This window comes from Bacteroidota bacterium (genome assembly GCA_040388375.1).
Taxonomy (GTDB): Bacteria; Bacteroidota; Bacteroidia; order UKL13-3; family UKL13-3; genus JAAFJM01.
Window position 1 is genome coordinate 172,662 of sequence record JAZKBU010000007.1, and the last position, 21,890, is coordinate 194,551.

Annotated in this window: 23 protein-coding genes and 1 tRNA gene; 15 read left to right on the forward strand and 9 right to left on the reverse strand. The window is 33.9% G+C overall.

Features of this window, described 5'->3' with window-relative positions:
• Positions 1–76 precede the first annotated feature (76 nt).
• The 3 genes from V4538_12330 (at position 77) to V4538_12340 (ending at position 2,204) form a co-directional block, all read left to right on the forward strand.
• Entirely contained in the window at positions 77–1,009 is a 933-nt protein-coding gene (locus V4538_12330; GenBank protein ID MES2381824.1) for an arginase, read from the forward strand.
• A gap of 107 nt (positions 1,010–1,116) precedes the next feature.
• Positions 1,117–1,689: a 30S ribosomal protein S16 gene (locus V4538_12335; protein ID MES2381825.1), complete on the forward strand. Its 573-nt coding sequence runs from the start codon at positions 1,117–1,119 to the stop codon at positions 1,687–1,689.
• An 8-nt stretch (positions 1,690–1,697) separates the two neighbouring features.
• On the forward strand, positions 1,698–2,204 hold the full coding sequence (locus V4538_12340; GenBank protein MES2381826.1) for a hypothetical protein: 507 nt from the start codon (positions 1,698–1,700) through the stop codon (positions 2,202–2,204).
• Between the two features lie 57 nt (positions 2,205–2,261).
• On the opposite strand, the gene queA is transcribed toward V4538_12340, so the two are convergent.
• Positions 2,262–3,308 (reverse strand): tRNA preQ1(34) S-adenosylmethionine ribosyltransferase-isomerase QueA, encoded by a 1,047-nt coding sequence (gene queA, locus V4538_12345; GenBank protein MES2381827.1) that lies wholly within the window; start codon positions 3,306–3,308, stop codon positions 2,262–2,264.
• 258 nt (positions 3,309–3,566) lie between these two features.
• Between queA and V4538_12350 the strand changes: the two genes are divergently transcribed.
• The 3 genes from V4538_12350 (at position 3,567) to V4538_12360 (ending at position 6,410) form a co-directional block, all read left to right on the forward strand.
• Positions 3,567–3,803: a hypothetical protein gene (locus V4538_12350; protein ID MES2381828.1), complete on the forward strand. Its 237-nt coding sequence runs from the start codon at positions 3,567–3,569 to the stop codon at positions 3,801–3,803.
• A gap of 1 nt (position 3,804) precedes the next feature.
• On the forward strand, positions 3,805–4,287 hold the full coding sequence (locus V4538_12355; GenBank protein ID MES2381829.1) for a GAF domain-containing protein: 483 nt from the start codon (positions 3,805–3,807) through the stop codon (positions 4,285–4,287).
• A gap of 92 nt (positions 4,288–4,379) precedes the next feature.
• Positions 4,380–6,410 (forward strand): T9SS type A sorting domain-containing protein, encoded by a 2,031-nt coding sequence (locus V4538_12360; protein ID MES2381830.1) that lies wholly within the window; start codon positions 4,380–4,382, stop codon positions 6,408–6,410.
• 221 nt (positions 6,411–6,631) lie between these two features.
• On the opposite strand, the gene V4538_12365 is transcribed toward V4538_12360, so the two are convergent.
• The 3 genes from V4538_12365 to V4538_12375 all read right to left on the reverse strand — a co-directional run bounded on the left by V4538_12365 (position 6,632) and on the right by V4538_12375 (position 9,990).
• Entirely contained in the window at positions 6,632–8,056 is a 1,425-nt protein-coding gene (locus V4538_12365) for a sugar transferase (protein ID MES2381831.1), read from the reverse strand.
• On the reverse strand, positions 8,053–8,940 hold the full coding sequence (locus V4538_12370; protein MES2381832.1) for a hypothetical protein: 888 nt from the start codon (positions 8,938–8,940) through the stop codon (positions 8,053–8,055). Before V4538_12370 ends, V4538_12365 begins: the two co-directional genes overlap by 4 nt.
• Before the next feature lie 114 nt (positions 8,941–9,054).
• Positions 9,055–9,990 carry a Gfo/Idh/MocA family oxidoreductase gene (locus tag V4538_12375; GenBank protein ID MES2381833.1) on the reverse strand — a complete coding sequence of 312 codons (936 nt, stop codon included), beginning with the start codon at positions 9,988–9,990 and terminating at the stop codon, positions 9,055–9,057.
• A 232-nt stretch (positions 9,991–10,222) separates the two neighbouring features.
• Here V4538_12375 and V4538_12380 point away from each other — a divergent pair, with 232 nt between their 5' ends.
• Positions 10,223–10,867, forward strand: coding sequence for a protein-L-isoaspartate(D-aspartate) O-methyltransferase (locus tag V4538_12380; protein MES2381834.1), 645 nt, complete (start codon positions 10,223–10,225; stop codon positions 10,865–10,867).
• A gap of 2 nt (positions 10,868–10,869) precedes the next feature.
• Here the strand turns inward: V4538_12380 and V4538_12385 are convergent, their stop codons facing one another.
• The 3 genes from V4538_12385 to V4538_12395 form a co-directional block, all read right to left on the reverse strand.
• Positions 10,870–12,066: a M20 family metallopeptidase gene (locus tag V4538_12385; protein MES2381835.1), complete on the reverse strand. Its 1,197-nt coding sequence runs from the start codon at positions 12,064–12,066 to the stop codon at positions 10,870–10,872.
• 103 nt (positions 12,067–12,169) lie between these two features.
• Positions 12,170–12,253: transfer RNA gene (locus V4538_12390), tRNA-Leu, on the reverse strand.
• Between the two features lie 11 nt (positions 12,254–12,264).
• Positions 12,265–12,381, reverse strand: coding sequence for a 30S ribosomal protein THX (locus V4538_12395; GenBank protein ID MES2381836.1), 117 nt, complete (start codon positions 12,379–12,381; stop codon positions 12,265–12,267).
• Between the two features lie 349 nt (positions 12,382–12,730).
• Here V4538_12395 and V4538_12400 point away from each other — a divergent pair, with 349 nt between their 5' ends.
• The 3 genes from V4538_12400 to V4538_12410 are packed head-to-tail and all read left to right on the forward strand — an operon-like array spanning position 12,731 to position 16,047.
• The gene (locus tag V4538_12400) at positions 12,731–13,609 is read left to right on the forward strand and encodes an aldose 1-epimerase family protein (protein ID MES2381837.1); all 879 of its coding nucleotides are present in this window, start codon (positions 12,731–12,733) and stop codon (positions 13,607–13,609) included.
• Position 13,610: 1 nt separating this feature from the next.
• Positions 13,611–14,720: a DNA-processing protein DprA gene (gene dprA / locus V4538_12405; GenBank protein ID MES2381838.1), complete on the forward strand. Its 1,110-nt coding sequence runs from the start codon at positions 13,611–13,613 to the stop codon at positions 14,718–14,720.
• A gap of 28 nt (positions 14,721–14,748) precedes the next feature.
• Positions 14,749–16,047 (forward strand): folylpolyglutamate synthase/dihydrofolate synthase family protein, encoded by a 1,299-nt coding sequence (locus V4538_12410; GenBank protein MES2381839.1) that lies wholly within the window; start codon positions 14,749–14,751, stop codon positions 16,045–16,047.
• On the opposite strand, the gene V4538_12415 is transcribed toward V4538_12410, so the two are convergent.
• Entirely contained in the window at positions 16,044–16,769 is a 726-nt protein-coding gene (locus V4538_12415; protein MES2381840.1) for an aminotransferase class IV, read from the reverse strand. The genes V4538_12410 and V4538_12415 overlap by 4 nt on opposite strands.
• Positions 16,770–16,880: 111 nt before the next feature.
• On the opposite strand from V4538_12415, the gene V4538_12420 reads away from it, so the two are divergent.
• Genes V4538_12420 through tgt form a run of 5 tightly spaced genes read left to right on the forward strand, consistent with a single transcriptional unit; the run spans position 16,881 to position 20,059 of the window.
• Positions 16,881–17,195 (forward strand): thioredoxin family protein, encoded by a 315-nt coding sequence (locus V4538_12420; GenBank protein MES2381841.1) that lies wholly within the window; start codon positions 16,881–16,883, stop codon positions 17,193–17,195.
• 9 nt (positions 17,196–17,204) lie between these two features.
• Positions 17,205–17,447 carry a hypothetical protein gene (locus V4538_12425; protein MES2381842.1) on the forward strand — a complete coding sequence of 81 codons (243 nt, stop codon included), beginning with the start codon at positions 17,205–17,207 and terminating at the stop codon, positions 17,445–17,447.
• Between the two features lie 23 nt (positions 17,448–17,470).
• Entirely contained in the window at positions 17,471–18,202 is a 732-nt protein-coding gene (gene ubiE / locus V4538_12430; GenBank protein ID MES2381843.1) for a bifunctional demethylmenaquinone methyltransferase/2-methoxy-6-polyprenyl-1,4-benzoquinol methylase UbiE, read from the forward strand.
• 29 nt (positions 18,203–18,231) lie between these two features.
• Complete coding sequence (locus V4538_12435; GenBank protein MES2381844.1) at positions 18,232–18,903, forward strand: outer membrane beta-barrel protein; 672 nt, start codon at positions 18,232–18,234, stop codon at positions 18,901–18,903.
• Positions 18,904–18,940: 37 nt separating this feature from the next.
• The gene (gene tgt / locus V4538_12440; GenBank protein MES2381845.1) at positions 18,941–20,059 is read left to right on the forward strand and encodes a tRNA guanosine(34) transglycosylase Tgt; all 1,119 of its coding nucleotides are present in this window, start codon (positions 18,941–18,943) and stop codon (positions 20,057–20,059) included.
• Positions 20,060–20,143: 84 nt separating this feature from the next.
• Here the strand turns inward: tgt and V4538_12445 are convergent, their stop codons facing one another.
• The gene (locus tag V4538_12445; GenBank protein ID MES2381846.1) at positions 20,144–21,841 is read right to left on the reverse strand and encodes a T9SS type A sorting domain-containing protein; all 1,698 of its coding nucleotides are present in this window, start codon (positions 21,839–21,841) and stop codon (positions 20,144–20,146) included.
• Between the last annotated feature and the right edge of the window lie 49 nt (positions 21,842–21,890).

The window sequence follows — 21,890 nt, forward strand, 5'->3', positions numbered from 1 at the left end:
ATCTTTCCCCTTATTAAATTTGGCTATGTAAGCTTCTAAATGTACTTTCGCCACCGTTCACCATACAAAAAACTTTGTGCGAAGTGTAGAAATAATATCCATAGAATCTGATTTTGGGGCAGGGAAAAAAGGAGCCAAGTTAGGCCCTCAGGCCCTTATAAGACTAATCAATAAAAACAACATACCACATATTGCTCACGCCCACAATTCCAGGATTGTAGCCGATGATTTAGAAGAAAATATAGAGCATCCGTTCAATAAAAATATTGAATCAATATATGAAGTACAGCAATTAGCTGTTGATGCCATAGAAAACACCTTGTCAAAAAATTTGTTTCCGTTTATTATCAGTGGCGATCATAGCAATGGTTGTGCTGGTATTTCAGCCGTAAAAAATTTTTATAGCGATAAACGAATTGGTATTGTTTGGATAGATGCACATGCCGATTTACACAGTCCATATTCAACACCCAGCGGAAATATGCATGGTATGCCTTTAGCCGCAGCTTTGGCCGTAAACGATTTGGTAGAAGATGCAAATGAAGTAGATGAAGAATCAATAAAATTGTGGCAAAGTCTGGTGCATTTAGGCAGTAAAAAAATTGCACCCAAAATACTTCCAAGCGATTTAATTTTTATTGACTTACGCGATTTTGAAGAAGACGAACAAATACTATTAAATAATAAACATATTACCTATTTCACTCCGCAAATAAGAACAGAAATAGGTATTGAAACTATTTTAAACAAAACATTAGACCAGCTAAGCGACTGCGATTTAATATATGTTTCGTTTGATGTAGATAGCTTAGACCCCAATATATCAATAGGCACAGGCACACCCGTTCCAAATGGATTAAGTGAAGATGAAGCAGTTTTTTTATTAAAGAATTTAATTAATAACCCGAAAACAGTGGCTTTTGAAATTACTGAGATTAATCCTCTACTAGATAGGGAGCACCCTATGGAAGATGTGGCAACAAGAATTTTAGGAAGAATATTTGCCTAATTGGGCATAAATATTTCCTTTCCATTTGTTTTCTATCTAAAAATCACGACATTTGCAGCCCGTTTAATTTTAAATGGTAAACACATAACTTTAATTTATTTAAAAACATGTCAGTAAAAATCAGATTACAGCGTCACGGACGCAAACAAGCACCTTACTACCACATAGTTGTGGCAGATTCTCGTGCACCCAGAGACGGTAAGTTTATTGAACTAATTGGTTCATACAAACCACAAACCGTTCCTGCAACCATTGAATTAAACAACGAAAGAGCTGTTAAATGGCTTGAGAACGGAGCGCAACCAACAGATACTGTTCGTGCTATCCTTTCTTACAAAGGTGTTTTATTCCAACGCCACTTAGATGCTGGTGTTCGTAAAGGCGCTTTAACTCAAGAGCAAGCTGATGCTAAATTAGCTAAATGGCTTGATGAGAAAAATGCTAAAGTAGAAGCACACATTTCAAAAGAAAAATCAAAAGCAATAGATTCAAGTTCTGCTCGCTTAGCTGCTGAAACAAAAGCAAATGCTGCTCGTATTGCAAAACTTGCTGAAAAACAAGCTGCTTTAGATGCTGCTGCTAACCCAGTTGCTGAAGAAGAAGTAGTTGTAAGTGAAGAAGCTGCTCCTGCTGCCGAAGAAACAACAGAAGCAACTGAAACAGAAACTCCAGCAGAATAATTCAATCAATGAAGTCGTTACAATTAAAAGACTTCATTATTGTAGGTGCTGTTGCTAAAACGCATGGTACCGCAGGCGAATTAAAGCTTGATTCTAATCAAAAATTAAAACAAAAGGAATGGGTAATGATTGAATTCAATCAAAAGCCCGTTCCTTTTTTTATGGAACAATGTAAAGAAACAGTTCCCAATGAATACCTGGTAAAACTGCGCGATTACAATACCGTTGAACAGGCTCAACAATTAATAGGAAGAAGCATTTTTTATTATTCAACCAAAGCCGTTAAAAGCAAAAAACAAATTGATAAGAGTATAGTTGGCTATAAACTAATTGATTTAACCTTGGGCGAAATAGGCGAGTTGCAAGACATGATAGAAATGCCCGGGCAATTATTGTTTCAAACCACCTATCAATACAAAGAAGTATTAATACCTGCTGTGGACGATTTTATTGATGAAATAGACCACGAGCAGCAAACTATATATTTAAAGCTTCCCGAAGGCTTAATAACATAAAAAAGAGGAATTAACTTAAAGTCAATTCCTCTTTTTTATGAATACTCGTTAATAGGATTATATAATTAACATAGCATCGCCATAAGCTAAAAACTTGTATTTGTTTTTAATAGCTTCGTTATACGCTTCCATTAAAAAATCAAAATCAGCAAAAGCTGCAGTAGCCATCATTAATGTACTTTCTGGTGGATGAAAATTAGTAATTAAACAATTGGCAATTCTAAAATCATGGAAAGGGAAAAGAAATTTATCAGTCCAACTTGTTTCAGGGTTTAACCTGTTTTTTGATGATACTGATGATTCAATAGCACGCATTACTGAATTACCAACGGCTACTACTTTCTTTTTATTATCTAACGCTTTATTAACTGCAGAAGCAGTTTCAGGACTTATACTAAAGTATTCAGAGTCCATTTTATGTTTGGTTAAATCTTCCACTTCAACCGCTCTGAATGCACCTAAACCATTGTGCAGCGTAATTTCATTAAACTGAGCGCCTTTTATTTCTAAACGCATCATTAACTCTTTAGTAAAATGTAATCCGGCAGTAGGAGGTATAACAGCACCAATATTTTTAGCAAATATGGTATTGAATCTTTCTTTGTCTAATTTTTCAACTGGGCGGTTTAAGTATTTTGGAATAGGCATTTCACCTAATTTTTCAATTAATTTCCAAAGTTCTTCATCAGTTCCATCGTGTAAAAAACGGATAGTACGTCCGCGCGAAGTGGTATTGTCAACTACTTCAGCTACTAAATCATCGTTACCAAAATAAAGTTTATTACCTACACGTATTTTACGGGCAGGGTCTACCAATACATCCCAAAGTTTTGATTCTTTATTTAACTCACGCAATAAAAAAACTTCAATTTGAGCGCCTGTTTTTTCTTTGCTTCCGTATAAACGGGCAGGGAAAACTTTGGTGTTATTTAAAATAAAGGTATCTCCGTCACCAAAATATTTTAAAATGTCTTTAAATGTTTTGTGTTCAATTTTTTGTTTTTTTCTGTCCAACACCATTAATTTTGCTTCGTCACGGTTTTCTGCCGGGTATTTAGCAATCATTGAATCAGTAATGTTGAACTTAAATTGTGATAATTTCATTATTTACAAGAAGTTAATCCTCTATTTTGGCTTTGTTTAAGCAGTAATAAGGCTAATTAAGCTAAAATTTTCAGGACTGCAAAAGTAAGCCTATATTAAAAAAAGTCAAGTAATTTATTTGGGAAGTTCAAATTGATTCTTTTTCTATAAAAATGAATTTAATTACAGTTAAAAATAATCATATTTAAAATAGTTTTTATCAATTAGCATTTATTTGATTAAATTTTATATTCGCAGCATTAATCAATAAAATTTAGAATGAAAAAATTGTCAATAGTATTAGCACTGGTTGCAGGTCTTAGTTTAACTGCTTGTCATTATGGTCAAGAAGAGGCTGATAAAACACTTAAAGCAAATGATTTATACAAAGGCGATAAAAAAGACTATTCAACCAATCGTGGTAACGATGGTGTAAGACCAAGTGAAGAAACCAATAAAGTGGATGGTGCAGCAGCAGAAGTAAGTACTCAGGTTGCTGATACTACCAAAAAATAGTTTGTCAGAAAACATAATTATATCAGATAGGAGCAATAAAAAACAAATGTATGAGGAGTTGATTCCTCAATTAAAACATTTGCTTTTACCTACTGATGATTTAATAGCCAATCTTGCCAATTGTTCAGCCGCTTTAAAAGAGGTTTTTAACTTTTGGTGGGTTGGCTTTTATATTGTTAAAAATAACCAACTTTCCCTCGGTCCTTTTCAAGGGCCAATTGCCTGCACATCTATTCAGTTAGGAAAAGGTGTTTGCGGCACAGCCTGGCAAAATAAAGCAACTATTATTGTACCCAATGTACATGAATTCCCCGGCCATATTGCTTGCAGCGGAGCCAGTAATTCCGAAATTGTTATACCCATTATAAAAGCAAATGAAGTACTGGCTGTTTTAGATGTTGATAGCGAGTTTCTTGCACATTTTGATGAAACAGATAAAAAACACTTAGAAGAAGTGTGTACATTTTTAGCTAAGTTATTTTAAGAAATTGTTAATAAAATATGACAATTATAGGGTCATAAAATTTGGTAATTCCTAGCAAATAGTTAATATTGGGCTTTAATTAATAAAAAATTATGAAAAAAATATTACTATTAAGCTCTTTGTTGTGCAGTCTAAATGCTTTTAGTCAGTACTGGAGCTACAAAACAATTGGCTCAACTGATGCATATGCTCAGTTTATTGCCACAGGTTCAACCTCTGTTATTTTAAACAAGCCGGCAAACGATGTACTTTCTGGTGCAAACACAATTCCATTTCCTTACTCTTTTAACGGTACTTCTTATACCTCATACAAAGTAAGTGATAATGGTTACTTAACTTTTGATGGTACTGCAACAACAGCTCAAAACACACCGGTTGCTTTACCTTCGGCATCAGCCCCTAAAAGCGCAATTTTTGCTTTATGGAGTGATATGGAATGTATTGGTAATACCCAATATACTGCAGAGCGTTCTCAGGTTTTTAGTTATACTTACGGTAGCTCTCCTAACCGTGTACATGTAGTACAATGGTACGGAATGGCTAAAAAAGGTACAGCACCTGATGGTAACAATATTCTATTTACTGCTGTTAAATTATATGAAGCAGGTGGATTTGATATTGTCTATGGTGGTAAAGCCGGTTCTATATCAGGTGTTGCAGGTTACCAAAATGCTGACGGAACTCAAGGTGCTATGATAGGTAATACTGCTGCATTCGCTTACCCTATTACTGCAACTACATTAACAATACTTGCTGAAAAAGATATGATTGTTTACAAATTTGTAGAAGGTACTCAACCTATGTACGATGCAGGTTTAACTAAATTATCTATTCCTGTTTATGTTGGAAAAGGAGTTGATAATACTTTAAAAGGAACTTTAATTAACTACGGTACTGAAGATCTTTCATCAATTAAAGTATATTACTCAGTAAACGGTGATACTAAAGTTGCAGGTACTTTACCTAGCTTAAATACTACTAATTCAGGTGGTGTTGAAACTTTTGAATTTCCTTCACCTTTAAATTTTGCTACTACAGGTGCTAAATCAATCAAAGTTTGGATTGATAATCCTAATAACAGTGTTGATCAAAACAGAAAAAACGATACATTGACTATTTCAACAGAGGCATTTAATTCAGTAATACCTCGTAAAGTATTACATGAGGTATTTACTTCGTCAACTTGCCCTCCTTGTAACCCAGGTAACATTAATTTAGATAAAGTAATAGCTCCTAATACTGATAAATGGAATGTAATTAAATACCAAGTTAATTTCCCTGGTACCGGTGATCCATATTATACATCAGAAACTGCTACAAGATTCTCGTACTATGGCGCTTCTTTTGCTCCTTGGTTAACAATTGACGGTTCATTTAACGATAATGCTAATAACTATACACAAACAATTTTTGATTCTTACGCTATAAAGCCATCATTAGTTGCTATTACAGCTACACAAACTATAGTTGGTAAAACTATTACTGTTTCAGGAACAGTTACTCCTGTACAATCATTTACAACTACAAACTTAAAATTAAGAATAGCTGTAATTGAAACAAAAACAGTACAAAACATGAAAACCAATGGTGAAACAGAGTTTTATAATGTAATGAAAAAAATGTTACCAAATGCAGCAGGTACAGCTATTAGCTTTACTGCAGGCACAGCAGTTCCATTTACTCAAAGTTTTACATTCCCAGGAAGCTACCGTTTACCTCTTGATGGTCAATCAGCAAATATTATTAATTTAACTACTGAAAATTCGGTAGAAGAATTTGGTAATTTACAAGCTGTTGTTTTTGTTGAAGATGATACTAAAAAAGAAATCTGGCAATCACAATCTACAGCTGCTGTATTTCCTTTAGCAGTTAAAAAGGTTAATGCAAACAACCAATTTAACGTTTATCCGAACCCTGCAGAAAATAATTTCAGCATTGAATTCAAAACAGCTACTGTTGGTTCAATCAGAATTATTGATATTAACGGTAAAGAAGTATATAACACCACTATTAATTCAATGAATCAATCAGTTGATTGCTCTTCATTAAACAATGGCTTATATATTGTTCAAATTGAAGCTAACGGTTCAATCTCTAGCCAAAAATTAAACATTGCTAAATAATACCTTAGCATTTATATTATTTAAAAAAACCTGCTCAAAATTGAGCAGGTTTTTTTATGCCAGTATATTAAACATTTAAGTATACCTAATACTGATTACTTTTATAGCATGTAAGAACTATTAATAACTAGTTACAATAATTATTGTGATATGTATTGTAAGCTTATTTACAATTAAAACTGAAACTTAAATAAAGGAGTAAATGAGGGAAGAGGCTATTTTTATTTACCGCGTCCTTGTAAAATAATCAATGCAGTGTAAATAATAATGCGAAAGTCAATAGCAATAGACCGATTTTCGATATACAAAATATCAAATTGTAAGCGTTCCACCATTTGGTCAATATTTTCAGCATAACCGTATTTAACCATACCCCAGCTGGTAATACCAGGCTTTACACGTTGTAAGTGTTTGTAATGCGGGGCTACTTTTATTATCTGATCAATAAAAAACTTGCGTTCTGGTCTTGGGCCCACCAAACTCATTTCGCCAATTAATACATTATAAAATTGTGGCAATTCATCAAACCTGTACTTTCTAATAAATACACCAAAAGTGGTTCTTCTGCTATCGTTGGTACTTGATAAAGCTGGCCCTGCTTGTTCGGCATTTACATACATACTTCTAAATTTAAGTATGTTAAAAGGTTTACCTTTATAACCAATTCTAATTTGTTTAAATAGGATAGAGCCCGGACTGCTTAGTCTAACACCAATTGCGACAGACAGGAAAACAGGTGATAAAACAATTAAAACAAATAGTGAAATAACAATGTCAATACCTCTTTTAACTACTTTTTGCCACTGAGGCATTTTATCTTGATTGATTTCTATTAAGGCAGTACCAACTACATTTTCTAAACGAACAGAGCCACTTCGTAAATCATACACATCAGGAATGATTTTTAAAGTAACGTTTTGGTCTTCTAAAATATTGGTGATTTCATTTAGTTCAATATGGTTGGTACTTTCCACACCAATAATAATTTCTTCTATTTCATATTTTTTTATAATCTCAGGTAAATCATTATAAGTACCTAAAGCTTGAAACATGTTTGACAACCGATGTTCAATATTTTTGTGATTATTACCGCTAACAAATCCTTTTATAATAAATCCCTGTGCATTGTACTTTTGTGTTATTTCTTTTATTAAGCCAAAGGTTTTATCGTTATTACCAATTACAATGGTGTTGAATCCAAGTTCTTTAGCACGTAGCTTTTTAATAATATAAGTAGTAAAAAGAAGCCTAAAAAATACTGTTATACTAAAGTGTAATATAAAAAGGGTTATAGTGGTTCTGTAATAGGCTTGATAATTATAAACAGCATCATCTAATAAAAGCGTAAAGAATAACAGCATTACACCAATAACAGTAACGCTAAATGTTTTTGAAAGCTCTTTTATTCGCGATTTTCTCCAAACATCTTTATAATTACCTGCTAAGTAATAAAGGACAACCCAAAATAAAGGAACATAAAAAAGACCCAGAAAGAAATTCTTATCCAGTACAATTTCCATCTCTCCATAAAGAGTAGGTTCAATAAATACTTTCCTGTATGCAAAAAAGGTTGACCATGCAGTTGCTGCTGTCAATGCATCAATGATAATAGAAAGTAATGTATGTAAATTTCTTTTGCGTATCAAAGATGAATAAGTTTAATATTATCTAATAAAAGTTGAGTATCGTCAAGCCCGGTTTGTACGTTTCTTTGTACCCTGAAAAATATTTGAAATTTTGTTCCGGTTCCTCTTTGGGCTATTTCTGAGCCCACTTCTGTAGCCAAATCTACATAAACTTTTTTCCATTTACCTCCGGTAGAATTGGGGCTATAAACACTGTAAGCGCGGCTTTCTCCATTTGGATATATTACGTTAAGACCAATATCAAAAATATTAGTAGCGTTATAATCAACTTCTAAAAACAAAGGAACAGCGTTGGCCGGTAAATTAGATAGCTCTTTTGATATATAGTTAACTTCTGAAGTGGAATCAGATAAATTTATTTTAGCTGAATTATTGCCTAATTTCCAGGCTTTGTTATCATTAACAAAAGTAACAGTATCGCCAGGTTTTGCTTTATAAATGCTGAAAAAGCTTAAGCTGCCATCAAAATCCTGAACAATGGGAAACTTACAATAAGTTAAGTATTTCACAACGGGTTTAATAGTGTCGTTAGCAAGGTCCTTAAGTTCAACGGTTGTGTTAAAATCATCATAAAGTTGATATTGTAAACGTTGATCGTCCTGGCCTGACCTTTTAACACCACCTCTTAAGGTTAAGTTCTTTTTGTTTTTATCAATAATGGGAATATAAGTGGGTAACCCGTATGAACCTATAAATTCGCCATTTTGGTATAGCCAAACATCAAGTATATCGCTACTGGTATCACCTTGAAAGGTAGGAGTATTAACAGTTTCTAATTTAAATTTGCTTATATACAGGTAAGAGGGAATGGTTGCCTTCTCTACAGAACAGGATATAACAATAAATAGAAATAATAAAATAGATATGCCTTTGCGAGTTATCATAAACGAATGCCAAAGGTAAGAGAATTGCCTAAAAAGAAACATAGATAATAGTATTTTGACCTTATTTTTATATAAGACAAATAATATTATACTTAGGTTGTAGTTTTTCTATTATTAAAGTTGGTGTTTTTTTAAGTCTTCAATTATTTTGTGCGCTACCTCAATAGCCTGATAATTGTCGTAATAGCTACGCAACCTCAATGATTGTTGACTGATGTTCTGTGCAAAGTGCTCTAACTCACGTTTAATCATTTCTGTTTGGTTTTTTCCTGTGTTTTTTAAAATCTGCTCACTGTGGTTTTCGTCCAAGGCATCGCTTGAGTTTAAAAGAGTTATTTTAAAATTATTTAAATCAAATCCGTAGGTTTTATTTTTCTGAAAGAACCTAATTTTATTGCGTTGTTCTGATTTAAAATTCCCTCCAACCATATTATAAACACATCCATTATCAAATTCTAAGCGTACGTTAATAAAGTCAATTCTGTCGCTATGCATACATGCTCCTGTTGCTCTTACTTTTAATACGTTTGCTTTTACAATATTTAAAACCAATTCCAGTTCATTCAGTAATAAGTCAAAAACCAAATCTTCGCTTGAAAGGTTAATAATGTGCGGGTCAAATTTGGAAGATTCAATATATAAAGGGTTGTTAAGTAGTTTTTTGAGTAATTGAAAGTTTGGATGGAATCTTTCATATCTACTTACATATAATTGAATATTGGCTTCGTGTGCAAGATTGGCTAACTCTTTAGCTTCATCTAAGTTTTCACTTAATACTTTGTCTACAAATACATGTCTGCATTTTTTGATGGCTTTGGATACATAATTATAATGTGTTCCCACAGGCGATAATATATCTATGGCATCAGTGTGCTTAATCAAATCATTATAAGAGTCGAACCTAGTAAGCCCATAGCTGTTAGCAATTAAATTGCTGCTTTGTTCATCATGGTCGTAAAATCCAACTAACCTAAAGTCTTTTATCTCTAAAATCTTTTCGATGTGTTTTTTACTAAGTTCATTAGCACCTGCAATACCAATTTGAATCATGTGAGTGTTTCGTTGTTTAATTAACAAAAACAAATCTATTGGCAAATACTATTACTTAATCATTGACATGTTTTAAACTGTAAACAGCGACATTTTTTTTAACCTATAAAATATACACTTTACCATATTTTATAGCAATGTGTATAGGCTAATAAAATATTAACAAGGCAAATGTTTCTAACAAAAAAAATAATTAATTAGTTTGAACATGCTTGCGTAATTTGCCATGCCAATGATTGATACATATAAAGACAAAGGTGCAAGAAAGAGACTGATTGGAGAATTGCGTGCAAAAGGCATTGTTGATGAAAAGGTATTAGCAGCCATGCTGAAAATTCCGCGACATTTTTTTATACAACCAGAGTTTAAATCGCATGCTTATTTAGATAAAGCTTTTAAAATAGATGCAGGACAAACAATTAGTCAGCCATATACTGTAGCGTACCAAACACAATTATTGCAAATAGAAAAAGACGATAAAGTACTGGAGGTAGGGACTGGTTCAGCTTATCAATCAATTATACTATTAGAACTAGGCGTTCATTTATATACTATAGAAAGACAAGAGGCTTTGTTTAATAAAGCACATAAACGTATTGCCGATTTTGGTTATACTGCTACTTGTATATTTGGCGATGGGAGTAAAGGTTATGCGCAAGGTGCTCCTTACGATAAAATAATTGTAACAGCCGGTGCACCTGTTTTACCTCAGGCGCTTATTGATCAATTAAAGATTGGCGGCATTTTGATTATTCCTATTGGAGATAGCAATACGCAAAAAATGCATAGCATTATAAAAACTTCAGCTACCGGCTTCGAGGAGATAACATTGGAAAATTTTAGGTTTGTGCCACTTATTGGTGAGCAAGCCTGGTAGTTTTAGTTGCTTAAGTCGTTAAAGGCTATATAAGCCATTAAGCCGCTTCCTATAGCTAAAGCCTCTTCATCTATATCAAAAGTAGGAGTGTGAACAGAAGATGTTATTCCTCTTTTTTCATTTCTTGTACCTAAGCGGTAAAAGCAGGCAGGAATAACCTGGCTATAGTATGCAAAATCTTCTGCTGCCATCCAGGTATCTAAGTCAACCACATTCTCAGCACCCAGATAATTTTGTGCAGCCAGTTTAGTTTGTTCTGTTAACTCTTCATTATTTTTTAAAAATGGATAGCCTTTTCGCACTTCAAATTCACATTTTCCGCCCATTCCTTCAGCTATTGAAGTAGCCATATGAACCATTTTTTCGTGTGCTTTAAGTCGCCAGTCTTCGTCCAGCGTTCTGAAAGTACCTTCTATATGCACTTCATCAGGAATTACATTGGTAGCTCCGTTGGCAATTACTTTACCAAACGAAAGTACTGTAGGTATAATGGGTTGAGCAGTACGGCTGACAATTTGTTGCAGTGAAACTATAATTTGAGCGGCAATAGCAACAGGGTCTATATTTAAATGAGGCATAGCAGCATGACCGCCTTTACCAATTACTTTTATAAAAAGTTCATCGCTGCTGGCCATATATAAGCCACTTTTAAAACCTACTTTTCCTACAGGAATTAAAGGCATAACATGTTGTCCGAATATATGGCCGGCATCAGGGTTCAGTAACGCGCCTTCTTTTATCATTAAACTGGCTCCGCCCGGTAGTTTTTCTTCTCCCGGTTGAAAAATAAGTTTAATAGTACCTTCAAATTCATCTTTTAGCTGGAACAAAATTTTGGCTGCTCCCAATAAACAAGTTGTATGCACATCATGTCCGCAAGCATGCATTACTCCGCTGTTTATTGATTTATAAGGAACATCATTTTGCTCTACAATAGGTAAAGCATCTAAATCTGCTCGTAAAGCAATTGTTTTTTTTGATGGATTTTTACCTTCAATTAAAGCAACTAAGCCTGTATTTGCTTTAATATCAATTTTAGTAATACCAATTCTCTCAAGCGCTTCCTTTACAAAGGCAGAAGTTTTATATTCTTCAAATGAAAGTTCAGGATGTTTATGTAAATGCCTTCTTATGGCAATATGCTCATCATGAAGTTGATTGGCTAAACTTTTTATTTTTTGAATAATTGAAGTACTCATGTTGTATAGATTTTCTATAAAAAATGGGCATCTAAACGTTGTTAAATGCCCATTTTTAAATAAGTTTTAAGGTGTCTTTTCTTAATTTAGTTTTGTTTTCTTGTACTCCGAAAGAGATTCGAACTCTCACGCCTTTGCAAGCACCACCCCCTCAAGGTGGCGTGTCTACCAATTCCACCACCGAAGTATAGCATAAGCTTAAGCGGCCTTTGTATGAATTCTGTTTTTAGCTGATAAAGCTCTTTTGCTTCTTACTTTGCCAAAGCTTTTATTTTTCATTTTACCTTTTTTTGATCTTAAATCGCCTTTTCCCATTGTTTTAGTATTTTATGTTTATTGGACAAATGTAATAAAATTATCAACCAATCAAAGTAAATCTTTAAAATTTAGGGGCACTAAATAACCATGAAACACTACCTGTAACCGCGCCTAGTCCATCAGTCACATTTTCAAACCTTACTACCAAGTAGGTAAATGCACAAGTTAAAACCAACACAAATATAAATCGAAGCACATTAGCCATAGAATACAGTACATTAATTATTTAGCTTCAAAAGTAATTATTAATGTAATCAAAGTAATAGTTGTTATTAACACTAAATTTTATTTGTATTTTTTTATTGGCGTAATAATTAGTTTTAATTGCAGTTATTATTTTAAACCAATGGCTTTTAATTTTAATATTACCAATGGCTGTTTGGAGCTTACTGCAAATAGCAAAGGAGCGGAGTTAAGTTCCGTTAAAAACAGGAAGCATAATTATGAATTTATTTGGCAAGCCAATGCTGATGTTTGGAACAGGCATGCACCTATTTTATTTCCTATTGTTGGTAAGCTAAACAATGACCAAACGGAGATTGATGGTAATTGTTACCACATGTCACAACATGGTTTTGCAAGGGATTGCAATTTTGAAATGATTGACCAATCTGCCAATGGACTACGTTTTAAACTGTTGGCAACACCAGAAACAATGGTTTTGTATCCTTTCAATTTTGAATTGATAGTAACTTATTCGTTTACAGATGTTGCTAATCAAATAAAGGTTACCTATCATGTCAATAATTTATCAGATAAAGCAATGCCTTTTAGCATTGGTGCTCACCCGGGCTTTCAGTTACCTGTTAAAGATTTAAGCGAGTATGAAATTGATTTTTATACCATTGATTCGTTTCAAAAAGAATTATTGAGCAATGGTTTATTTGCAGAAAAAGCTGAAGAGGTAAAGCTAAAGAACTCTAAATTAACGTTACAGGAAGATAGTTTCAGTAAAGATGCCATCGTTATCAAAGACATTGTTGCTAAAAAAATAAAACTAAATCATTTGCATTCTGACTTTGCTATTGAAATGGCATTTAATGATTTTACAGATTTGGGTATTTGGAGCAAAACGAATTGTCAGGAGTTTATTTGCCTGGAGCCTTGGTTGGGTTATGCTGATAATGTTGGTTATACAGGAAATATGTATAATAAAAAAGGGATTGTATTGTTAGAGTCAAGCCAAAGCTATACTGCTTCTTATTTCATGTCATTTAGTATTTAAAATGGGTATTGGTAACGATTTATTTTATCAAATGGCTGTTAAACAAATTCCTAATGTTGGAAATGTTACGGCTAAGTTACTGATTAGTTATTGTGGTGGCGTTGAAAATATATTTAAACAATCAAAATCGAAACTATTAAAAATACCAGGTATTGGCGAAGTAACAGCTGAAAGTATTATTGGGTTTAAAGATTTTAGTAGGATAGAGCAGGAACTAGTGTTTATTGATAAAAACGATATCAAGCCACTTTTTTATCTTGAAAATGAATACCCTAAAAGACTTAAGGATATTGACGATGCGCCCATATTATTATTTTATAAAGGCAATGCAAACTTAAATGCCACTAAGATTGTTTCTATTATAGGTACCAGAAATGCTACGGAATATGGAAAAGCATTTACAGATAAACTAGTTGAAGCATTGAAACCTACGGAAGCTTTAATATTAAGTGGTTTGGCTTACGGAATAGATTACCATAGCCATAAAGCAGCAATGAATAATAACTTACCAACTGTTGGGGTTGTTGCACATGGCTTGGATGAAGTATATCCGAGAGATCATAAGAAGGCAGCTTATTCAATGATGGAAAACGGGGGTTTGTTAACAGAATACTTAAGCAAAACAAAACCTGATGCGGCTAACTTTCCGGCTCGTAACAGAATTGTAGCAGGCATGTGCGATGTATTGGTGGTAGTAGAAACAGCTATTAAAGGTGGCTCTATGATTACAGCTGAAATTGCCAATTCATACAATAAAGATATTATGGCACTACCCGGCCGTGTTAGCGATGAGTATTCGCAAGGCTGTAACTATTTAATTAAACAAAATAAAGCAAGTATATTAAGTAAACCTGACGACCTGTTTGAATTAATGAATTGGGATATGAAAAATACCGCCACTAAAAAACCTAAGCAGCAATTGCTGTTGCTTGATTTAGATGAGGAGGATGCTAAGATTATCAATTATATTAAACAAAAGACAAAAATAGGTTTAGACGAAATAAGCTTCGATTTGCAAATAGATTTAGGTTTATTATCTCTTAAGCTGCTTGATTTAGAATTTAAAAGTATTATCCGTTCATTGCCGGGCAAGGTATATGAAATGGCTTAATGCTTTTGGTTAATAAAATATAAAAGAAATGAATTACCAGGAAACACTTCATTATTTATACGGACAGTTACCCATGTTTACGCGTGTTGGGGCTTCTGCCTATAAAGCAGATTTAGACAATACAATAGCTTTGTGTTTGGCTTTGGATAATCCGGAAAGAAAGTTTAAATCCATACATGTGGCTGGAACCAATGGAAAAGGCTCTACCAGTCATATGTTAGCTTCTGTTTTACAAGAACAAGGTTTAAAAGTAGGTTTGTATACTTCGCCTCATTTAAAAGATTTTAGGGAGCGTATAAAAATAAATGGTGTTATGATAGCAGAGCAAGAGGTGGTTGATTTTGTGAATATGCATAAACCTTTATTCGATAAAATTATGCCTTCCTTTTTTGAATGGACCGTTGCTTTGTGCTTTAACTATTTTGCAGCACAAAAAGTTGATATAGCCATTATAGAAACGGGTTTAGGTGGAAGGCTTGATTCTACTAATGTAATAACACCGGAACTTTCCATTATAACCAATATAGGTTGGGACCATACGGATTTGTTAGGCGATACTTTAGAGAAAATTGCCATAGAAAAAGCAGGCATTATAAAACCAAATATTTCTTGTGTAATAGGTGAAGTATTGCCTGAAACGGCTGTTATTTTTGGGGAGAAAAGCCAAAAAGAAAATGCCCCCATTTTATTTGCACCGCAAGAATCGCAGTTAAATAATTTTACTTTAACAGACGAGGGTGTGAAATTTATACCGCAAATAAAAAACAATAAATTACCTATAAATACTGATGATTACATGCATTGCGACTTAGGCGGAATTTACCAGCAGTTTAATATCAATACTGTGTTAGTGGCTTTAAATGAATTGCAAAACTTAGCTTATAATTTAAGTGAATCAGCCATAGTGAATGGCTTAAACAATGTAAAACAAAATACGGGCTTAATGGGTAGGTGGCAGGTATTATCTAACAGCCCAAAAGTAATTTGTGATACCGGCCATAATGTAAATGGAATATACCAGGTGGCGAAACAGATTGCTTTGCAACAGTTTGATAAATTACATATGGTGATAGGAATGGTAAAAGACAAAGACATTAGCAAAGTGTTGGCAGAGTTACCTGCTAATGCAACGTACTATTTTTGTAAGGCTCAATTGCCAAGGGCTTTAAATGAAGTTGATTTGCAACTTACAGCCCAACAATTTAACCTTGTTGGAGAAGCTTATGAAACAGTGGCTTTGGCTTTACAGGCAGCTAAAAAAAATGCAGCGCAAAACGATTTAATTTTTGTAGGAGGCAGTACTTTTGTAGTGGCTGAGATTATTTAGCAAACCAACACAATAGGACTTATTCCATTAGCAGCATTGCTCATAAAAATTTCATCCGCTTGCTGTAAAGTTTGTAAAGTGCAAACCTGCTCAATGATTGGTGTATTTTTATTGATTTGCTCTTCCATAAATGTTTCTCGTGCAACACCTGCAATACAACCCTCACTTAAAGGTACAGTATATATTTGATTGTTTTTTTTCCAAAAAATATTGGAGTTGGCAGCTTCAATAATATTTCCCTCTTCATTTATAATCAAAGCTTCGTCAAGATTATTTTCTTGTGCCCACAATTTGGCTAATACATAAATCAAAGCATTACCCGATTTTAAATTAGCCAATGGGCCTTTTGCTTTGTGTTGTTGCGTATATATTCCGGCTCTTTTAGGTTTCGCAGCTATTTCTTTCCAATTGTTACTTAATTCAAATACCTCAATTATAAAATTTACTTTATTTGAATCAGGTAAATAAAAGCCACTGCTGTTTCTGTATAAAATAAACCGTACACGGCAATTTTGCTTATTAGCTAATTCGGAAAGAGTAATTTGTTTTTGTATTTCATCGGTAAAAAATGCTAATGTGAAGCTGTCAGTAAGTTGCATTTTAAGTGTAGTCGCACTCTTGCAAAGCCTTTTATAGTGCTTGCTTACGTTTTGAATTTCATTATTTAAAACAAGCATACTTTCAAAAAGCAAATCACCATATACAAACGCGCGTTCTATCATGTTTCAAGTTTAAAAAAAATAAAACTAAATATGCACTGTTATGTTCTATTGGATAGAATAAAATTTGAATTAATAAAATATCAAGTCATCTTTGCAAACAAATTAATCATAATGGTAACTAAAGTAACAGATTCGGAATTTAAAAACTTAATTGATAGCAATGAAAAAATAGTAGTAAAATACTTTGCTAACTGGTGCGGAACATGCAGGCTGTTTGCGCCAAAATTCAATAAGATTTCCAATAAAGAGGAATATAAAGATACTTTGTTTTTAGATATTAATGCAGAAGAGAATCCTGAAGCAAGAAAATTTGGGGGCGTAAGCAATCTACCTTATTTTGTAGTAGTTAAAAACGGGCAGGTTTTAGCCAGCGATACAACTGCCAAAGAAGAAGGTCTTGAAAAAATGATTGGTTTACTTTACTAATTAACACAGATGAAATTACCAGCCATAAAACAATTAGTTGAAAATTATACGCTTGATCAACTTCAGTTAGCGGAAGAAAACATGATGGAGGAAAGGCCTGCCGGAATAGAAGTGGATGGCGATGATGAAGGTGAGCAGCTAACGCATATTTTAGGAGCAATAGATGTTTTAGAACGGGTTAGAATAGAAAACAAAGATAAATCAACTGCCTTGCGCGAATTTTTTCAACGTGTTCGCAATTCAATAAGTTAATATTGCAACCTGATTATTAGCGCATGAAAATTGTAAAACCCGATTATAACTCTGACAAATCAAAAAAAGAACAAGTAGAGGAAATGTTTGATAGTGTGGCGAAACGCTACGATTTCCTCAACAGGTTTTTATCGTTAGGGATTGATATTTATTGGCGCAAAAAAGCAATTGCATATTTAAAAAAAGACAGTACTTCTATTATTTTAGATGTTGCCACAGGAACAGGCGATTTAGCTATAGAAATTAACAAACAAATAAATCCTGCAAAAATAATCGGGCTTGACTTGTCGGAACAAATGCTTCAGTTTGGCCGACAAAAAATAGAAGCTAACGGACTGTCTCATAAAATAGAAATGATTAAAGGCGATAGTGAAGCGCTTCCTTTTCAAGACAATTACTTTGATGCCGTTACCGTTAGTTTTGGTGTACGGAATTTTGAAAACTTAGACAAAGGCTTATCACAAATAAACAGGGTTTTAAAAACAGGCGCAAAGTTGGTGGTTTTGGAGTTTTCAAACCCTAAAGCATTTCCTTTTAAACAAATATTTGGTGCCTATTTTAAATTTGTTTTACCCATGTGGGCTAAACTAATTAATAAAGAAAGCGGCAATGCATACAAATATTTACCTGAGAGCGTTAAGTATTTCCCAGAAGGCGAAGCGTTTGCAGAACACTTGCGCAATTGTGGATTTAACAATATTATTGTAAAACCTTTAACATTCGGAACTTGCACCATTTACGTAGCTCAAAAATAAATCAGTTTAACTCAAACACTATTCAGTTTTTGGGCACACTTATATTGCTTATCGTTTTTAAGTTAGGTGCTATTGCTCAGCCTAATTTAGGCCAGTACGACAATAAAAAATTACATTTCGGTTTTACCCTGGCAGGTAATTTAGGGCGTATGCAGGTAGAGACAAAGCCGGGTTATTTTGCAACCGATACCATGAAAAACTTAACAGTAGCCAATTTCCCTGGTATTGGACTGGGTGCTATAGTTAATTTAAAATTAGGCAAATACTGGGATTTACGTTTAATGGCTCCTGTTATTTCATTTGTGCAACGTAATTTGGTTTATGAGTTTCAAAACTCTGAAAAAATAGTGAAAATAGAATCGGCTTATTGCGATGCTTCTTTACTTATAAAATTCAAATCGGAAAGAAGAAAAAATACAAGAGTATATGTTGTTGCCGGCCCCCGTTTCAGTTACGATTTTGGTAGTACTGTTACCCGTACACGCGGCTTGCAAAATCCGGTAGTTTCATTAATACCATTTACTTACGGATGGGAGGCAGGTATTGGTTTAGATATTTACTTTGAATATTTTAAATTTTCACCTGAAATAAAAACAGGACAAACCACTTCAAATGCACTTTATCGCGATATTTATCCCTATACACAAGCAATAGAAGGGCTTTACCCGCAACTTATTCAGTTTAGCCTACATTTTGAATAATAGCTAAATAGACTTTTAGCCATTACATTTTTTATTTATGAAATTTACAATTACCCAAACAGATAATAATTCAAAGGCGCGTGCTGGTGTTATTGAAACAGATAGAGGTCAAATACAAACGCCAATTTTTATGCCTGTTGGTACACAAGGTACCGTTAAAGGAGTAAACCAAACAGAATTAGCGGAGCGCGTTAAAGCGCAAATTATTTTAGCCAATACTTACCATATATATTTAAGGCCAGGACCTGAAGTTATTAATAATGCAGGCGGAATTCACCAGTTTATCAATTGGGATAAACCCATGCTTACTGATAGTGGAGGTTTTCAGGTTTTTAGTTTAAATGAAATAAGAAAAATAAATGAAAACGGTGTTGAATTTCGTTCTTATTTAGATGGCAGTAAGCACTTTTTTTCACCGGAAAGTGTAATGGATATTCAAAGAAAAATAGGTGCTGATATTATAATGGCATTTGATGAATGTACACCATATCCATGTGACTATGACTATGCTAAAAAATCGTTAGGACTTACACACCGTTGGTTGAAAAGATGTATTGATAGGTTTGATTCAACGGAGGATTTATATGGCAAATCGCAAACACTGTTTCCCATTGTACAAGGTTCTACGTACAAAGATTTGCGTATAGAAAGTGCTAAATTTATTGCCGATCAAGGTAGAGAAGGAAATGCCATAGGCGGATTATCAGTAGGTGAGCCTGCTGAAATGATGTATGAAATGACCGATTTGGTTTGCGATATTTTACCCAAAGATAAACCGCGTTATTTAATGGGTGTTGGTACGCCTGAAAATATTTTAGAGTGTATTGCCTTAGGTATTGATATGTTTGATTGTGTAATGCCAACCAGAAATGCACGACATGGTTTTATTTTTACCAGTCAGGGAATTATTAATATTAAAAACGAAAAATGGAAGAATGATTTTTCGCCACTGGATGAGGTTTTTACTCCGCAATACTCAAAGGCTTATTTAAAGCATTTAATTAAGTGTAATGAGTTTTTAGGAGCCAGTATTGCCAGTATTCAAAACCTGTCGTTTTATTTATGGTTGGTAGGAGAGGCCAGGGCCCATATTTTAGCAGGCGATTTTACAAGCTGGAAAAAAAGCACGCTTGATATTGTGAACAGAAGACTATAAGAAAGAGTTGTAATTTCACAAAGTACTATAAATAAAAAAGCCACTTGAGTAATCAAGTGGCTTTTTTGTATCATGTGTTATTGATTATTCTTGAATCATTAACTTAACAGTTGTTTTTTCGTTGTTTTCGTTAGAAATATTAACAAAATACAATCCGGCTTTTAACTCAGCTTTTTCTATTTTTAAAGTAGCTAAGCCATAGTTTTCAAATGTTCTAACAGTTTTACCTGTAATATCAACTACAGCTACATTGTGTAATTTGGCGTTATCGTTAAATGCAACTACGGTAAAGTCGTTAGTTGGATTTGGAAATAATTTAACTGCTGATGAAGTTAAACCAATTTCGTTAGTTGATAAGTTACTTGTTTTGCAAGAAGCCCATTTAAAGAATAAAGTTTGGTCACCTGCTGTTCTAACTAACTCACGGTTAAATCCACCTACACCGTTTGGTTTTGTGCAAGCACGGTCTGTTGAATCAGTAAAGTTTTCATAAATAGCATCGCTTGTACTATCAGCACCATTACCAAAGCGGTAAGCCACTGTTCCTGGGCAAATATTGTTTAAAGTAGTTGTGTAAGCACCTGGTACGCCTGATACAGGAGTCATACGCACAGCACCGTTTTTCCAGTCTTTATAATCACATATTAAATATACAATTTGTGGAGTTTGGCTTGTTAAATCAACTTTAAAAGTAACGTTTGATGGAGCTGGAAGTGGATTACATGGAGCAAATGAAGAAAAGCAATTTGCAGGTAAAACAGTATCTGATTTTAAATCTAACTCACGGTTACCTGAACCTGTTACAACACTTTCCCAAGTTCTTTGACCGGCACTATAGTAACGGAACTTATAAGCAATACCACTTGCGGAATCTAATGGGAATGTAACAGTATAAACTTTACTTCCTGATGATACTGGGGTCATTTTGCTTCCAGCATCCCATCCGCCCGGTACTAATCCACCAGCCACGTCAACTGAGTCAACATTACAGCTAGAAGACATATCAATTCTTAAAGTCACTTGGTAGCTAGGTATTGGTGCTGTTGGGCAAGCTGAACATGAACCAAAACAAACTTTATCAACTACCATGTCAGCAGCTACTGTTACACCTCTGTTGCCATTAGTAGCGCAAGTGCTTGGAACGCTTTCAGGAACACTAGGAGAATTCCAATCGTTACCATTCACAAATTTATATTCATATGCACCTGCATCTAATAACAATATAATTTCATATACCTTATTAGCTGTAGGGAACAAATTAGTCATTGCGGTTTTAGCCGGATCCCAGCCTTGTAGTGAGCCTGCTATATGCACGCCATCCGCACTTACTGCTGTAACTTTATCCATATCAACAGCAAAACGCACAGCATTTTTACCTGTAGGAGCTGCTGAACTAAATTTTGCAGTAATTAAAGTAGTGTCGTTAGCCATAGAATCAACGTACATCCAACGATTTCCATTACTTTGTCCATTTAAAGCATGTCCTTTTTGTACCAAAGCGGGTATACTTTCTTCTCCTGAACCCCATGAGTTACCATTGATAAATTTGAATTCAATAACTTGTTTGGCATCAATATTTAAAATGGTTCCATATGCATTAGGTATTCCAGGTACAGGTAACAATGTTGTACCCGCTGGATCCCAATTTTGAAAACTACCGGCCACATGTACACCATTTGGACTTACGGTTTGCCCTGTCATATCGACAACAAAGGCTACTTTTTTAGCAAATACACCACTAAACGTGGCTAAAGCTGCTGTTAATAGTAAAAACTTTTTCATTATTTATATATTTTTTTAGTGAAAGCAATTTATATTATTTTATTGTTAA

Coding starts and splice junctions, on each gene's coding strand:
- V4538_12335 (MES2381825.1), top strand. CDS start 1,117: ATGTCAGTAAAAATCAGATTACAGCGTCACGGACGCAAACAAGCACCT.
- V4538_12340 (MES2381826.1), top strand. CDS start 1,698: ATGAAGTCGTTACAATTAAAAGACTTCATTATTGTAGGTGCTGTTGCT.
- queA (MES2381827.1), bottom strand. CDS start 3,308: ATGAAATTATCACAATTTAAGTTCAACATTACTGATTCAATGATTGCT.
- V4538_12350 (MES2381828.1), top strand. CDS start 3,567: ATGAAAAAATTGTCAATAGTATTAGCACTGGTTGCAGGTCTTAGTTTA.
- V4538_12360 (MES2381830.1), top strand. CDS start 4,380: ATGAAAAAAATATTACTATTAAGCTCTTTGTTGTGCAGTCTAAATGCT.
- V4538_12370 (MES2381832.1), bottom strand. CDS start 8,940: ATGATAACTCGCAAAGGCATATCTATTTTATTATTTCTATTTATTGTT.
- V4538_12375 (MES2381833.1), bottom strand. CDS start 9,990: ATGATTCAAATTGGTATTGCAGGTGCTAATGAACTTAGTAAAAAACAC.
- V4538_12380 (MES2381834.1), top strand. CDS start 10,223: ATGATTGATACATATAAAGACAAAGGTGCAAGAAAGAGACTGATTGGA.
- V4538_12385 (MES2381835.1), bottom strand. CDS start 12,066: ATGAGTACTTCAATTATTCAAAAAATAAAAAGTTTAGCCAATCAACTT.
- V4538_12395 (MES2381836.1), bottom strand. CDS start 12,381: ATGGGAAAAGGCGATTTAAGATCAAAAAAAGGTAAAATGAAAAATAAA.
- V4538_12400 (MES2381837.1), top strand. CDS start 12,731: ATGGCTTTTAATTTTAATATTACCAATGGCTGTTTGGAGCTTACTGCA.
- dprA (MES2381838.1), top strand. CDS start 13,611: ATGGGTATTGGTAACGATTTATTTTATCAAATGGCTGTTAAACAAATT.
- V4538_12410 (MES2381839.1), top strand. CDS start 14,749: ATGAATTACCAGGAAACACTTCATTATTTATACGGACAGTTACCCATG.
- V4538_12415 (MES2381840.1), bottom strand. CDS start 16,769: ATGATAGAACGCGCGTTTGTATATGGTGATTTGCTTTTTGAAAGTATG.
- V4538_12420 (MES2381841.1), top strand. CDS start 16,881: ATGGTAACTAAAGTAACAGATTCGGAATTTAAAAACTTAATTGATAGC.
- V4538_12425 (MES2381842.1), top strand. CDS start 17,205: ATGAAATTACCAGCCATAAAACAATTAGTTGAAAATTATACGCTTGAT.
- ubiE (MES2381843.1), top strand. CDS start 17,471: ATGAAAATTGTAAAACCCGATTATAACTCTGACAAATCAAAAAAAGAA.
- tgt (MES2381845.1), top strand. CDS start 18,941: ATGAAATTTACAATTACCCAAACAGATAATAATTCAAAGGCGCGTGCT.
- V4538_12445 (MES2381846.1), bottom strand. CDS start 21,841: ATGAAAAAGTTTTTACTATTAACAGCAGCTTTAGCCACGTTTAGTGGT.